Source organism: Cupriavidus gilardii (assembly GCF_013347325.1).
Taxonomy (GTDB): domain Bacteria; phylum Pseudomonadota; class Gammaproteobacteria; order Burkholderiales; family Burkholderiaceae; genus Cupriavidus; species Cupriavidus gilardii.
The window spans coordinates 1,387,258-1,400,951 of the sequence record NZ_CP054624.1 but is presented as its reverse complement, the minus strand read 5'-3'; the positions used below and the strand labels follow the sequence as shown (position 1 = coordinate 1,400,951).

At 64.3% G+C, this 13,694-nt stretch carries 12 protein-coding genes; 7 read left to right on the top strand and 5 right to left on the bottom strand.

Features of this window, described 5'->3' with window-relative positions; genetic code table 11:
* Positions 1–10 precede the first annotated feature (10 nt).
* The 6 genes from FOB47_RS06400 (at position 11) to FOB47_RS06375 (ending at position 6,151) form a co-directional block, all read left to right on the top strand.
* Positions 11–940 (top strand): TauD/TfdA dioxygenase family protein, encoded by a 930-nt coding sequence (locus FOB47_RS06400; RefSeq protein ID WP_174780331.1) that lies wholly within the window; start codon positions 11–13, stop codon positions 938–940.
* Positions 941–966: 26 nt separating this feature from the next.
* Positions 967–2,364 carry an ABC transporter substrate-binding protein gene (locus FOB47_RS06395; protein ID WP_244959177.1) on the top strand — a complete coding sequence of 466 codons (1,398 nt, stop codon included), beginning with the start codon at positions 967–969 and terminating at the stop codon, positions 2,362–2,364.
* Positions 2,364–3,296, top strand: coding sequence for a carbohydrate ABC transporter permease (locus FOB47_RS06390; protein ID WP_174780330.1), 933 nt, complete (start codon positions 2,364–2,366; stop codon positions 3,294–3,296). The genes FOB47_RS06395 and FOB47_RS06390 overlap by 1 nt, the downstream gene beginning before the upstream one ends.
* Positions 3,280–4,182, top strand: coding sequence for a carbohydrate ABC transporter permease (locus tag FOB47_RS06385; protein ID WP_174780329.1), 903 nt, complete (start codon positions 3,280–3,282; stop codon positions 4,180–4,182). The genes FOB47_RS06390 and FOB47_RS06385 overlap by 17 nt, the downstream gene beginning before the upstream one ends.
* A gap of 31 nt (positions 4,183–4,213) precedes the next feature.
* Positions 4,214–5,281 (top strand): ABC transporter ATP-binding protein, encoded by a 1,068-nt coding sequence (locus FOB47_RS06380; protein WP_174780328.1) that lies wholly within the window; start codon positions 4,214–4,216, stop codon positions 5,279–5,281.
* 72 nt (positions 5,282–5,353) lie between these two features.
* On the top strand, positions 5,354–6,151 hold the full coding sequence (locus tag FOB47_RS06375) for a phytanoyl-CoA dioxygenase family protein (RefSeq protein ID WP_174780327.1): 798 nt from the start codon (positions 5,354–5,356) through the stop codon (positions 6,149–6,151).
* A 14-nt stretch (positions 6,152–6,165) separates the two neighbouring features.
* Here FOB47_RS06375 and FOB47_RS06370 read toward each other — a convergent pair whose 3' ends face one another.
* The 4 genes from FOB47_RS06370 to FOB47_RS06355 all read right to left on the bottom strand — a co-directional run bounded on the left by FOB47_RS06370 (position 6,166) and on the right by FOB47_RS06355 (position 10,544).
* Complete coding sequence (locus FOB47_RS06370; RefSeq protein WP_174780326.1) at positions 6,166–7,410, bottom strand: methyl-accepting chemotaxis protein; 1,245 nt, start codon at positions 7,408–7,410, stop codon at positions 6,166–6,168.
* A gap of 164 nt (positions 7,411–7,574) precedes the next feature.
* Positions 7,575–8,555: a Bug family tripartite tricarboxylate transporter substrate binding protein gene (locus FOB47_RS06365; protein WP_174780325.1), complete on the bottom strand. Its 981-nt coding sequence runs from the start codon at positions 8,553–8,555 to the stop codon at positions 7,575–7,577.
* Positions 8,556–8,717: 162 nt separating this feature from the next.
* Positions 8,718–9,476, bottom strand: coding sequence for an SDR family oxidoreductase (locus FOB47_RS06360; protein ID WP_174780324.1), 759 nt, complete (start codon positions 9,474–9,476; stop codon positions 8,718–8,720).
* Between the two features lie 114 nt (positions 9,477–9,590).
* Positions 9,591–10,544: a 2-hydroxyacid dehydrogenase gene (locus FOB47_RS06355; RefSeq protein WP_174780323.1), complete on the bottom strand. Its 954-nt coding sequence runs from the start codon at positions 10,542–10,544 to the stop codon at positions 9,591–9,593.
* 119 nt (positions 10,545–10,663) lie between these two features.
* On the opposite strand from FOB47_RS06355, the gene FOB47_RS06350 reads away from it, so the two are divergent.
* Positions 10,664–11,812 (top strand): citrate/2-methylcitrate synthase, encoded by a 1,149-nt coding sequence (locus FOB47_RS06350; RefSeq protein WP_174780322.1) that lies wholly within the window; start codon positions 10,664–10,666, stop codon positions 11,810–11,812.
* Positions 11,813–11,957: 145 nt separating this feature from the next.
* Here the strand turns inward: FOB47_RS06350 and FOB47_RS06345 are convergent, their stop codons facing one another.
* Positions 11,958–13,445 carry a hypothetical protein gene (locus FOB47_RS06345; protein ID WP_174780321.1) on the bottom strand — a complete coding sequence of 496 codons (1,488 nt, stop codon included), beginning with the start codon at positions 13,443–13,445 and terminating at the stop codon, positions 11,958–11,960.
* Positions 13,446–13,694 lie beyond the last annotated feature (249 nt).

The following is a 13,694-nucleotide window of genomic DNA, read 5'->3' as shown; positions in this document are numbered from 1 at the left end:
CGGAGAACCGATGAGCGCCGTCATCCAGGATCGCCCTGAAACCACGTCCACCGAGCTGGACATCGTTCCGGTTTCGCCCCGCATCGGGGCAGAAGTTCGCGGGCTGCGCCTGTCGGGCTCGCTGGCCCCGAGCACGCTGGCGGCGCTGAAGGCCGCCTTGCTGCGACACCGCGTGTTGTTCCTGCGCGGGCAGCAGCATCTCGACGACGCGACCCACCAGGCGTTTGGGCGGCTGTGGGGCGAAATCGAATCGCATCCTACCGTGCCTGCACCGGATGGCACCGCCTTCCTCGAACTGGATTCGCGTCACGGCGGCCGCGCCGATTCCTGGCATACCGACGTGACCTTCAAGGTTGCGCCGCCCAAGGTCTGCATCCTGCGGGCGGTGGTATTGCCGCCGGTTGGCGGCGATACCGTCTGGGCCAACACGGTGGCCGCCTATGACGCGCTGCCGGAAGAACTGAAGGCGATCGCCGATCGCCTGTGGGCCGTCCACGGCAACGACTTCGACTATGCGGAAACGCGCGTCGACGACGGCGCCAGCGAACAGGAGGCCGAAGGGCGCAAGAAATACCGCGCGGTCTTTACCCGCAAGGTCATCGAGGCCGAGCATCCCGTTGTGCGGGTCCATCCGGAAACCGGTGAACGCGCGCTGCTGCTCGGGCATTTCATCAAGCGGCTGTCGCGGCTTTCGACCAGCGAATCGCGGCATCTGCTGGACGTGCTGCAAAACCGCGTGGTGCGGCTGGAGAACACGGTGCGTTGGCGCTGGTCGCCCGGCGACGTGGCGATCTGGGATAACCGCGCCACGCAGCACTACGCGCTGAACGATTATGGCGACCAGCACCGGGTGGTGCGGCGCGTGACGGTGACCGGCGACGTGCCGGTCGGCGTCGACGGCCGCCGCAGTGTCGATCTGACTGCCGCCGCGCAGCAGTGATTCATGCCATTGCATCAGGACAGGACATGACCACTGCATTTGAACCTGGCGACTCCGTAGCAGCCCCGGGCCACAGCGCTGACGCGAGCGCGCTTGATGCGGGCCGCCGCCGCGTGCTGCGCGCCGGTGCGGCACTGGGTGCCGGTGCGTTGCTGGGAGCGCCGGCCTTTGCGCAAGGTGCCCGGAAACACGCCGGCGTCGTGCTCAACGTTTCCGCATTCAGCGCGCCATACCAGAAGCTGCTGCGGCAATGGCTGCCCGAGTTCGAGGCGCAGACCGGCATCAAGGTCAATTTCGACACGCCGTCTTTTCCGGTCTACAACCAGCGGGTCGATCTGGAGCTGTCGACCAAGGGCTCGGGCTTCGACGTGGTGAACGTGACGTTCATCTATTCGAGCCGCTGGATCCAGTCCGGCTGGCTGACGCCGCTCGACGATTTCATCAAGGACCCCGGCCGAACGCCGGCCGAGTTCGACATCAACGATTTCCTGCCCGGCGCCCGCGCGCCGGAGACCGGCCGCGATGGCAAGCTCTATGGCGTGCCCTGGACCGCCGAGGTGACCATCAGCGCCGCGTCCCGTTTCGACCTGGTCAAGGCCGCGGGACTTGCCTACCCGGATACCACCGACGATCTGGTCAAGACGCTGAAGGCCGTCAATCGCAAGGATCGCGTGGCCGGCTTCGTCACCGACAACCACTACGGCTGGACGTTTCCGCCATATCTGCATGCGTTCGGCGGCGACGTATTCCGCAAGGCGCCGGACGACCTCTATCCCACGCTCGATACGCCGGAGGCGATTGCCGCCGCCGACTACTTCGCCCGCTTGCTGCGCGAGTTCGGCCCCGATGGCGCCGTCTCGTATACGCCGGACCAGGCCGTGCAGGCACTGAAGGCCGGCCGCAGCAACTTCAGCACGCTTGGACAGATCTATCTGTCGCAGGTCGGTGATCCCGCCTCCAGCAAGGCCGCGCAAACGGCCGCGTGGGGCCTGGTGCCAAAGGGGCCGGCCGGCCGCTTCCCGGGCACCGCGGTGCATGGCTACGGCATACCGGTGGGCAGCAAGAACAAGGACGCGGCCTGGCAGTTCATCGTCTGGGCCACCTCGAAGACGATCACGCGGCGCGCGGTGGCCGCTGGCTATGGCTCGCCGTCGCGCCGCTCGGACATCGACGCCGACGTGTTCCGCAAGCGGCAGGTCGTCAACGGCTATGACATCGCGAAGCTGTGCACCGATTCGATCGAGCTGTCGGGCAAGCAGGGCCACATGAAGTACCGCACCGTGTCGGTTTATCCGCAGGTCGACCAGCAGCTGAACAAGGCAATCGAGCTGATCGTTTCGGGCCAGCAGAGCGCCGCCGGCGCAATGAAGCAGGCGCAGGCCGCGGCGATCGCGGAACTGAAGCGGGCAGGTGTGGCTGTCTGATGGCGAACTCCGTTTCGATCCGGCACGCCGCGCCGTCGCGTGGCTGGGAAGCCGAGCGGCGCCGTGCCTTCCTGTTCGGGCTCGCGCCGTCGCTGCTGATCCTGGGCGCCATCACGCTGGTGCCGGCTGCCACGTTGCTGGTGATCAGCCTGACGCCGCTGAACCTGCTCGACCCGGTGGGAACGTTCCGCTTCGACGATCCGCTGGTCAACTACCGGCAACCGCTCGACGACCCTCGCTTTCTCGGCTCCTTGTGGGTGCAGCTGCGGCTGTCGCTGTCCAGCGTGACCCTGCAGCTCGTCCTGGGCCTTGCCATCGCGCTGCTGCTGAACGCGAACTCCCGCGTGCTGGCGGCGATTCGTTCGGTCTTCCTGTTTCCGATGGTGCTGCCGCCGATCGTCGTCGCGCTGATCTGGAAGATCCTGTACACGCCCGACGTCAGCCCGCTGCATCGTGCGTTGGAGCAGATCGGCCTGCCATTACGCTCGCTGATCGCCAATCCCGATACCGCGCTGTGGGCCATCAGCATCGCCGAGACCTGGCAGTGGTTTCCGTTCACGATGCTGATGGTGCTGGCGGCATTGCAGATGATCCCGGACGAGCCGCTGGAAGCGGCACGCATCGACGGCGCCAACCGCTGGCAGCTGTTCCGCTACATCGTGCTGCCGTATATCCGTCCGGTGCTGGTGGTATGCGCGCTGTTCCGCCTGATCGACAGTTTCAAGGCGTTTCCGCTGATCTATGTGCTGACCAATGGCGGGCCGGGCACGGTCACGGAGGTCACCAACTTCTACGGCTTTATCCAGGCCTTCAATTTCTCGTACTGGGGCTATGCCAGTGCGATTGCCGTGGTGATGCTGGCCGCGGTCTTCGTCATCAGCTGGTCGATCAGCCGGTTCAAGGGGAGCGAGGCGAATGAACGCGACGACTGACACGCTGCGACTGCCGCGGCAGCGCGACACGGCCCATAGCGATACGCGCGGGCTGCGACGGTCGACGGCCACGCCGCTGCGCTGGTGGCGCCGCCACGCCCGTGTGGCCCTGGCGCTGGCGTTGCTGCTGGTGCTGATGTTCCCGTTCCTGTGGCTGGTGCAGATCGCGTTCCGGCCGGCCGAGGGCGCGTTCGACGACAGCCTGCTGTTTACGCCGACGCTCGAGGCATTCCGTGCGCTGCTCCAAGGGAACTTCGCCCGCTCGTTCGGCAACAGCCTGCTGGTCAGCACGCTGTCGACCGCGCTGTCGCTGGTGTTCGGCGTTCCGGCGGCGTATGCGCTGACGCGCTGGCGTTTCCGCTCGCGTGGCCGCGTCGCGCTGTGGATCCTGATCACGCGAATGGCACCGCCGATCGCCTTCACGATCCCGTTCTTCCTGGCGTATCGCTGGATCGGACTGCTCGACACCGTCTGGGGGCTGGCCCTTGTCTACCTGACGTTCAACCTGGCCGTGGTGATCTGGCTGATGCAGGGCTTCTTCGAGGCCGTACCGGCCGCGCTGGAAGAGGCGGCCTGGATCGACGGCTGCGGCGTGTGGAGCGCGTTCTGGCGCGTCACGCTGCCGCTCACGGCGCCGGGCGTGGCGGCCACCGCGGTGCTGTGCTTCATCTTCTCGTGGAACGACTTCTTCTACGCGCTGATCCTGACCCGGACCAACGCCGTGACCGCGCCCGTCGCGATCGTCAATTTCCTGCAGTACGAAGGCTGGGAATGGACCAAGATCGCCGCGGGTGGCACGCTGGTGATGCTGCCGGTGGTCGCATTCACGCTGCTGGTGCGCAAATACCTGGTGCGCGGGCTGACCGCCGGCGGCGTCAAGGACTGACGGCAGGCTCGCATTCTATTTCGACGGACTCATGGCTTCCATCTCTCTCCGACATCTGCGCAAGGCCTACGGCGGCACCGAGGTCATTCACGACCTGTCGATCGATATCCACGACGGCGAGTTCGTCGCACTGGTCGGTCCGTCCGGCTGCGGAAAATCTACGCTGCTGCGCATGGTGGCGGGGCTCGAGCCGATCAGCGGTGGCGAGATCCGCCTGGGCGACCGCGTGATCAATGACGTGGCGCCGCGCGACCGCAATATCGCGATGGTGTTCCAGAACTACGCGCTGTATCCGCATATGACGGTGGCGCAGAACCTGGGCTTTTCGCTGAAGCTGCAGGGTCTTCACAAGACCGAGATCGAACGGCGCGTGCAGGCGGTCGCGGAAACGCTTGGCCTTTCGGCCGTGCTCGACCGTACGCCGCGCCGCCTGTCCGGCGGCCAGCGGCAGCGGGTCGCAATGGGGCGCGCCATCGTGCGTCAGCCCGAAGCCTTCCTGTTCGACGAGCCGCTGTCGAACCTCGACGCCAAGCTGCGCGTGCAGATGCGTACCGAAATCAAGGCGCTGCACCAGCGGCTGGGCACCACCACGCTCTACGTGACGCATGACCAGGTCGAGGCGATGACGATGGCGGACCGCATCGTCGTGCTGAAGGACGGTGTGGTCGAACAATGCGGCGTGCCGCTGGAACTCTACGATCGCCCGCGCAATGCCTTTGTCGCCGGCTTCATCGGCTCGCCGGCAATGAACTTCTTCCGGGGCCGTGTGCAACGCGACGGTGCGCCGTCGATCGTGACCGACGACGGGCTGCGGCTGCCGCTGGATCGTACGCCCGACGCCGTGCACGGACATGAGGTGCTGTATGGCGTGCGGCCCGAGCATTTCACGCTCGACGCGGCCGACTCGCTGGAGGCTGGCGTCGTCGTGGTCGAACCGACCGGCTCGGAAACGCTGATTGCGGCCAGGCTGGGCGGGCATCAGCTGGTGGCCGCATTCCGCGAGCGGGTTGAGGCGCGGCCCGGCAGCGCACTGAGGCTCAGGCCGCGGGTCGAGCATGTCCATTTGTTCGATGCGGCGTCGGGGCAGCGCTTGAACTGACGGCCCGGTCCCTCGTCTGCGGTTTCGGTACCATGCCGGCCTAAGGCATGACAACCGCTGGGGAGGGGCCAGATGCAAAGCGGCGATCGTCGAGAGGGCGCATTGGACGCGGCGGAGATCCGCGATTTCATCGAGCACGGGTTCGTTCGGATCGACCGCGCATTTTCCCGTGCGCTGGCCGATGAAGCCCGGGCAATCCTGTGGCGCGATACTGGCTGCGATCCGGACGATCCCTCCAGCTGGACCAAGCCCGTGATCCGCCTCGGCATGTATTCCCAGCCGCCGTTTATCGAGGCAGCAAACACGCCCGTGTTGCGCCAGGCGTTCGATCAGCTAGTCGGCGCCGGGCGCTGGCTGCCTTGCAAGTCGATGGGGACCTTCCCCGTTCGCTTTCCCTCGCCAGAGGATCCCGGCGATGCCGGCTGGCACGTCGATGTGAGCTTCGGCTGGGACAATCCCGACTTCATGGAGTGGCGCGCCAACGTCAACTCGAAGGGAAGGTCGCTGCTGATGCTGTTCCTATTCTCGGATGTCAGCGAGCATGACGCGCCAACGCGCATTCGAATCGGCTCGCACCTGGATGTTGCCCGCATGCTGGCGCCTGCCGGCGATGCCGGCCTGACGTTGCGCGAGATTGTCGCGGGCTTGCAGCAAACGGAGCGGCGTCCGCAGGCGCTGGCGACCGGTGAAGCCGGAACGGTGTACCTGTGCCACCCGTTCCTGGTGCATTCGGCGCAGCCGCACCGCGGCACGACGCCCCGGTTCATGGCGCAGCCGCCGCTGCTGCCGCGAGAGCCGCTACAGCTGGAGCGGGAAGATGGCGCCTATTCGCCCGTCGAGGCGGCGATCCGACTCGGGCTGGGCCTATAGGGCGACGTCGTCGGTTATCGCGCCGCCGCCAATTGAAGCGACGGCTCCCGCGGCGCCGGCAGCGGTGCCGGACCGGCCTCCAGCCGGAATCGCGCCACCACGCTTTGCAGCTCACGGGCTTCGTCGGCCAGCGCATTCGACGCCGCGGCGGCCTGCTCGACCAGCGCGGCATTCTGCTGCGTCACGGTATCCATCTGCGTGACAGCCTCGGCGACCTGAGCAATCCCACTGCTCTGATGCTCGGACGCCGTTCCGATCTCGCCGAGCAACGTCGTCACATGCCGAACGGCCCCAACGATTTCCTGCATCGTCTGACCGGCCTTGCCGACCAGCGTCGAGCCGCTGCCGACCTGCTGCACCGAGTCGTCGATCAGGTCCTTGATCTCGCGTGCCGCCGCCGCGCTGCGCTGGGCCAGCGTGCGCACTTCACCGGCCACCACCGCGAACCCGCGGCCTTGTTCGCCGGCGCGCGCCGCTTCCACGGCGGCATTCAGCGCCAGGATATTGGTCTGGAAGGCGATGCCCTGGATCACGTCGACGATATCGGCCACCTTCTTGGAGCTGGTGTCGATCGCCTGCATCGTGTCGACCACGGCCGTCATCACCTCACCGCCGCGCTCGGCGATGCCCGATGCGGATTGCGCAAAGCGGTTGGCTTCGCGGGCCCGTTCGGTGTTTTGCTGCACCATCGCAGTCAGCTCGCTCATGCTGGACGCCGTTTCTTCCAGCGTCGCGGCCTGCTGCTCCGTGCGCTGCGACAGATCGGTATTGCCGGCCGCGATCCGGTGCGAGGCCTCGGTAATCGAGTCGGTGGACGTCTTGATCCGCGTAATCAGGTCGGTCAGCATGTCCTCCATCCGGCCGAGCCCGCCGAGCAGGGGGCCGAAGGGACCGCTGCGCTCGGTCTCGAATTCCTGGCTGAGGTCGCCGGCGGCGACCGTTTCGGCGATCAGCTCGGCCTCGGCCAGCGGCTGCTGGATGCCCCTGGACAGCACGTGGACGCTTGCCACCGCCAACAGCAGGGCGGCGATGCCCAGGCCGGCCATCCATTCGGTGGTGGTGGTGATTTGTTGATCCAGCTGAGTCAGGGCGGCTGGGCCCTTGGCCGCGGTAACGGCCCCGGCCTCGGCCGAATGCGCTGCCTCGCCGATGGCCCGCAACTGCGTGACGCCCATGCCCAGCGCGATTGCCAGTACCAGCAACACCGCGCCGAAGCACGCGGTCAGCCTCGCCCGGATGGACCAGTTTCCGATATGCATGTTTCCCTCCGCTCCCCTTTGTTGTGGGTTGGCGCCCAAAGGCGGACGCCTTCGCCGGGCCGGACTGCGTGGTCCGGTTTTTTGTGCTCAACGCGGATTGACGGCAGAGGGATGGGAAACTTTAGGGCCAACGGGCAAGAATTACCCGGTTTTCTTGCCGGCCGCTATTCCTGCTGGATTCCGGCCTCCTTGACCACCTTCCCCCATTTCGCCAGGTCGGACTTGATCAGCGCGGCGTATTGCTGCGGCGTGCCGCCCTGGACCTCGATCCCGGCCGCTTCCAGCTTGGCGCGTACCTCCGGCAGCTTCAATGCCGCATTGATCTCGGTATTGAGCTTGGCGACGATCTCCTTCGGCGTGCCCGCGGGTGCCAGGAAGCCGCCATTGGTGTTGGCGTCATAGCCCTTCAGTCCTTGCTCTTCCGCGGTCGGGACATTGGGCAGCGCCTTGGAACGGTTCCGGGTCGAAACGGCCAGCGCGCGGACATTGCCGGCTTTCACCTGCTCCTGGATCGCGCTGATGGTGTCGATGAACAGCACCGTGCGCCCGGCCACCAGGTCCGGATGGGCGGCGGACGAGCCCTTGTACGGAATCAGCAGCATGTTGGCCCCGCTGACCATGCGGAACATTTCCGCGGCCATCTCCTGGGCGCTGCCACGACCGGAAGTCGCGACCTTGGCCTCGCCCGGATTGGCCTTCATCCAATTGACCAGTTCGGGCACCGATTTGGCGGGAATTTTCGGATTGGCCGCGAACACCAGCGGAATCACGTGGGTATAGACGATTGGCTCGAAGCTCTTTTCCGGATCCCAGCCGAGATTCTTGAACAGGTATTTATTGATGTTGTGGCTGCCGCCGACGATGCCGATCGTATAGCCGTCCGGCTTGGCATTGGCCAGCACGGCGGTGCCCAGATTGTTCGATGCGCCCGGACGGTTCTCGACGATAAAGGGCTGCCCAAGCTTGACCGCCAGCTTTTCTCCGACCACGCGGGCAATCAGGTCGATGCCGCCGCCGGCCGGTGCGGGCACGATGATGGTGACGGGGCGGGTGGGGTAGTTCTGTGCCTGTGCCGATGACAGGCCGGGGGCCATGATCAGGGCGGCCGGGACGGCCAGGGACGTGATCAGCTTGGTGAATGGCATGGTTGTCTCCTCTGTTTCTGGTCAACTGTTGTGTCAACTCTGGGGCGGCGTCCGGAATGCCGGAATGCCGGAATGCCGGGAGCGCCGGTACGCCGGTACGCCGGTACGCCGGTACGCCGGGGGCGCCGGGGGCGCCGGGAAGCCGGGACGGATTAATCGATATCAGCCGCGCCCGACGAAGGGCATGGCACTGGCCATGACGGTCATGGTCAGCACGTTCGCCTCGAGCGGCAGCGATGCCATATGACGCACTGCATTGGCGACGTGCGTGGCGTCCATCATCGGTTCCGGCGCCGTCGTGCCATTGGCCTGCAGCACGCCGCGCGTCATCCGCTCCGACAGTTCCGTCAGCGCGTTGCCGATGTCTATCTGGCCGGCCACGATGTTGAACGCGCGTCCGTCCAGCGCCAGTGCCTTGGTCAGGCCGCTGACGGCATGCTTGCTCGCGGTATAGGGCGCCGTGTAGGGGCGCGGTGTGTGCGCAGAGATGGAGCCGTTATTGATGATGCGTCCGCCCTGCGGCGACTGCCGGCGCATCAGGCCGAACGCCGCCCGCGCGCAAAGGTAGACGCCGGTGACGTTGGTGTTGATCACGTTGAACCATGCGTCCAGCGGCAGCTCGTCCATCGGCACGGCCGGGGCATTGACGCCGGCGTTGTTGAACAACAGGTCCAGCCGACCGAACTCTTGTTCGATGGTGTCGAACAAGGCTTGCACGCTGGCGGGGTCGGTGACATCGGTGGGCACGGGCACTGCGTGCTGGCCGCGCGCAGCAGCCTCGGCGGCCAGCGCTTGCAGCGGCTCGGCGCGGCGGCCGGCCAGCACCACCGTCCAGCCGTCCTCCAGCAACGCGATCGCGCTGAGGCGGCCAACGCCGCTGCCGGCGCCGGTGACGAGGGCGATTTTTCGGGAAGGGTTCAAGGGCGGGTCTCCGTCATGGGGTGTGAGGCTGGAAGGCGCCCGCGCACTCGTGGGCGCGGTGTTCCTGGGGTCCTGCGTTCGTGCGGTGCGGTGCGGGAACGATCGCTCTTGCGCTCAGGTGGTCAGGCTCATCGTCGGACGACCACCGGCCAGCGCCTGCGCCACGCTTTCGAGCACCATCTGCGCCATCGCGGTACGCGTTTCCCAAGTCGCGCTGGCGCGATGAGCCTGCAGCGTCGTACGATCGGACTCGCGCAAGGCCAGCGGCACGCGCGGCTCGTCGACGAACACGTCCAGACCCGCGCCCGCGATGCGGCCGGCCGCCACGGCTTCGGCCAGGTCATCCTCATTGACCAACCGGCCGCGTGCCACGTTGACGAGATAGCCACGCGGGCCCAACGCGTCCAGCACCGCGGCATCGACGATGCCCTCCGCCTTGTCCGCCGCTGCGCAAAGCACCAGCGCGTCGCTGCGACGCGCCAACTCGCGAAGATCGGCCACGAATTCGTGGGGCACGTCATCCATGCGGCGCAGGTCGGTATACCGGATCGGGCAGCCAAACGCCGCCGCCCGCGTCGCCACCGCGCGGCCGACACGCCCCATGCCCACGATGCCGACATTCATGCCGCTGAAGCGTCGGGCAAGCGGAATCGCGCTCGGCTGCGGATACAGCTCCCACTGGCCATCGCGCACGAAACGATCGCCTGCGCAGATATTGCGGCAGGCCGCGATCAGCAAACCGATCGCGAGGTCGGCCACATCTTCGGTCAGCGCGCCGAGGGTGGCGGTGACCGGCAGATTGCGGCCACGACAATATTCAAGATCCACCGCATCGGTGCCCACGCCATTGATGGCCACCACCTTCAGCGCAGGCAACTGTTCCAGCATCGCCCGCGAAATCCCCGTATGTCCTCCGGTGATGACAGCCTGGATAGAAGGCCCGTGCTCGCGCAACCACGCCGCCTGATCGGCGATCTCGAAGTACTTGTGAACGTGGTACAGCGAGGCGAGCTCGTCATTGATCGCGGGAATCAGGATCGGATTCAGTTGCAGGATTTGCGGCTTCATGGGCGTCAGCGTTTGGTGTTTGAGCGAGGCGTTGAACGTTGACGGCATAGTAGGTAATACTTGATCGTCATGGCAATATTGATCTATAAAATCAACATATAAACATTGACGACACCCCCATGAGCTCCTGGATATCGATGGACGAGGCGTGCCGACAGCTCGGCGTGCGGCCGCAAACGATCTACGCCTACGTCAGCCGCGGCAAGCTCGAAGTCATGACCGACCCGGCCGACACGCGCCGCAGCCTGTACCGCGCAGAGGACGTGGCGAGCCTCGCCAAACGCAAACAGGCCGGCCGAAAGCACGAAACCCTCGCCACCAATACGCTGTTTGGCGCTGAACCCAGCATCCCGACCGCGCTTTCGACCTTCGTGCGCGAGCGGCTGTACTACCGGGGACAGGATGCGGTGTCCCTGGCCGGTTCGGCCACCCTCGAGGACGTGGCGCAATTGCTGTGGGACGCGCAGCAGTCGGTGGACTTTTCATGCTCTACCCGCGTCGCCAAGCCCGGACGCGTTGCGGCATTCAAGACCCTCGCTACGCTGGCCGCCACGGGCCACTCCACGCACGGACGCATGACGAGGGTGCTGCATGTCGAATGCCAAAGCCTGGTCGGCCAGCTCGCCAATGCGTTCGGTGCGCAACCGGGGCAACAGCCGCTGCACCTTCGCTTTGCCCAAGGGTGGAAACAGCCGGCGCACGTGGCCGAGCTTCTGCGAGCGGCCATGGTCCTCCTCGTCGACCACGAACTGACGAGCTCCGCGTTTGCGGCCCGCATCACGGCATCCACGGGCGCATCCCTGCCGGCGTGCCTGCTTGGCGGACTGGCGACGTTGTCCGGCCCTTTGCATGGTGATGCCTCCGGCCGGGTCAAGGCGCTATTCGAAGAAGTGGAGCGGCAGGGTGAGGAACAGGTGATTGCGCATCATCTGTCTACGGGATTGCCTTTGCCCGGATTCGGGCATCACCTGTATCCCGATGGCGATCCGCGCGCCGCGTCGTTGTTGGCGATGTTCGAGCCGCCGGAGGCGATAGCGCGCTTTATCGAGAAGGCGACGAGGCTGACGGGGTTGCAGCCCAATATCGACGTTGCGCTAGCGGCCATGGTCATTCATTACGGGCTGCCGGACGATGCTGCTTTCGCGATGTTTGCTACGGCGCGAAGTATTGGACTGCTGGCGCATAGCCTGGAGCAGTTGGGGGTGGGGCAGGTGATACGGCCGCGGGGGAGGTATGTGGGGGTGGTGCCGGGAGGGAGTCGGAGATAAATGACGTCTTGCATCAGTTCCAGCTCTTGCCGACAAATCACCCCACCGGCGTGCTAAACAGCTTGTTTTGCCTGGGGCCTCTCGCCCAACATTGATAGAACGGTGGGAAACCATTGCGCAAGTCGGATTCCATAGCTCGGCGCAGTTAAGCATGTGCATCCTTCGCATCGAGGCAGCGTGAGGACCAATGGTGCCCTTCGGTTGCCCGAAGAAGTAGTCGAACTTCCCTTCCTTCGACGATTTTGCTCGGGCCAACCGCCACCATGATGGCCTGCGGGCAGGATAGCTCTATCCAGAAAGGACCGTATGATTGTCCCATTATGCGAAGGCGCATTTCCTGTCGTAGTGCAATTGTGCCAGAGTGCTGTCTTTCAATGCGGGTTACCAAATCGGACACGGGTGCCGCGGGGATGATACACACGGCTATTTCTTGCTTTTCCGCATTGCTTATCTCTATCATTGACAACAACTCGCCAACGTCCCCCTGGTCCCGCAGGATTTCGTCCAGGTCGCCGGGCATTGTGAGGTCTAAACCAAAAAATACGTCGAGTTTGCGGAGTACTTCGACTTCATGAACAAACGCACGAAGTGCACCGAAAGCCGTGCTTGAATCCAGCGTTGCAGAACCTATACCGACTTCCGCCCCATTGACGTCAACACTCAGTTGCACTCGCGTTCCATTCGAAAGACTGGAAAGTACTTGCTTCAGTCTCTCAAAATATGGAAGATGAAGAAGGGGTTTGTGCTCCCATTTCTGCAAGTTGAACGTGAGTCCAACTCGCGTATCACCCCCGTTATGATCCGCGGACAACGTAATGACAAGAAGCTCAGAGAAAACTGAACCCGTAAAGCGAAAGCCCTTGAATCCGTAAGTTGCTTGACCTGCAAAATCGAGGTACAAGGCCGAATCCGTCCCACCGCCGAAAATGGCCGTTATCGATGCCGATCGTGCCTGTGTCGAGATCTGGAAATGGTCGTAAGTGCCCGCATTCGGAGCAAACAGTGGTGAGCCTTCCATGCGGACATCAATCTTTTGAAAGGTGTGTGTGCCCCCGTAGTCAAGAACGTCGCGCAGCCCTTCTATGTATTCCTTTTTCTTCTTCACTCCGATGACCAGTTGTCCCGATACTGGTTCCCTAGCTCGCAATCGGTAAACCGGATGGCCGTTTTCCCAATTCACAGAAACATTGAATCTCGGATCCTGCTGCTCCCACCGCACTTCCTCCGTTCGACAGAATTCTTCTACGGCTCGACGGACCGCCACGGGCGTCCGAAGCTCCACGGTGGTGCGCCCGATTCTTTCGGTCGCCAACTGTTCCGCGTTCGCCTTGAGTTGCTTAAGTTGGTCAACTGAATACCGACCGGCATCACGGTCGACGCGGTCCGCACAGTTTGCACAGCACCAAATGCCATTCTCAAAGGAGCGTCGCTCTTCAGGAGTTTGGCTTGGGTCGTACCTTGGACCTCCCGGTGCCGCCGCCTTAATATGAGCAGCTTTTCCGATACTGAACGATTTTTCAGTGTTAGCCCGTGGTCCCGATGTATGAGCATCGCACACCGAGCAACGAAAATTCACTCGCTTGGCAAGCTCATGCTTTACGGATGCCCGGAAGTCGTCGCGTTTTTCTCTCATTCTTGCGCAATAGTTTTCACACCGCCGCTTCGACGGCTTAGGACTGTGCTTTTTTCATCTCTCTCAAATGGTTGGGAGATAATGTACTTGGACAGAGGTTACTGTTCAAGACAGAGGCGCATCTGCAAGACTAAAGCCCTTGAAGGAAACGTATTCGCACTTCCCGTGAGCAGGGCGGGTGATGCAGCATCAGCAGCGCAGGGCGTTCTGGGGCGACAGCCAGCGCGGCTTGCAGCCACGCAGCGCATC

Excerpts from the sequence above, each read along its gene's own strand:
- FOB47_RS06375 (WP_174780327.1), top strand. The coding sequence starts at position 5,354 with ATGCAAAGCGGCGATCGTCGAGAGGGCGCATTGGACGCGGCGGAGATC.
- FOB47_RS06345 (WP_174780321.1), bottom strand. The coding sequence starts at position 13,445 with ATGAGAGAAAAACGCGACGACTTCCGGGCATCCGTAAAGCATGAGCTT.
- FOB47_RS06355 (WP_174780323.1), bottom strand. The coding sequence starts at position 10,544 with ATGAAGCCGCAAATCCTGCAACTGAATCCGATCCTGATTCCCGCGATC.
- FOB47_RS06370 (WP_174780326.1), bottom strand. The coding sequence starts at position 7,410 with ATGCATATCGGAAACTGGTCCATCCGGGCGAGGCTGACCGCGTGCTTC.
- FOB47_RS06390 (WP_174780330.1), top strand. The coding sequence starts at position 2,364 with ATGGCGAACTCCGTTTCGATCCGGCACGCCGCGCCGTCGCGTGGCTGG.
- FOB47_RS06350 (WP_174780322.1), top strand. The coding sequence starts at position 10,664 with ATGAGCTCCTGGATATCGATGGACGAGGCGTGCCGACAGCTCGGCGTG.
- FOB47_RS06400 (WP_174780331.1), top strand. The coding sequence starts at position 11 with ATGAGCGCCGTCATCCAGGATCGCCCTGAAACCACGTCCACCGAGCTG.
- FOB47_RS06395 (WP_244959177.1), top strand. The coding sequence starts at position 967 with ATGACCACTGCATTTGAACCTGGCGACTCCGTAGCAGCCCCGGGCCAC.
- FOB47_RS06380 (WP_174780328.1), top strand. The coding sequence starts at position 4,214 with ATGGCTTCCATCTCTCTCCGACATCTGCGCAAGGCCTACGGCGGCACC.
- FOB47_RS06385 (WP_174780329.1), top strand. The coding sequence starts at position 3,280 with ATGAACGCGACGACTGACACGCTGCGACTGCCGCGGCAGCGCGACACG.
- FOB47_RS06365 (WP_174780325.1), bottom strand. The coding sequence starts at position 8,555 with ATGCCATTCACCAAGCTGATCACGTCCCTGGCCGTCCCGGCCGCCCTG.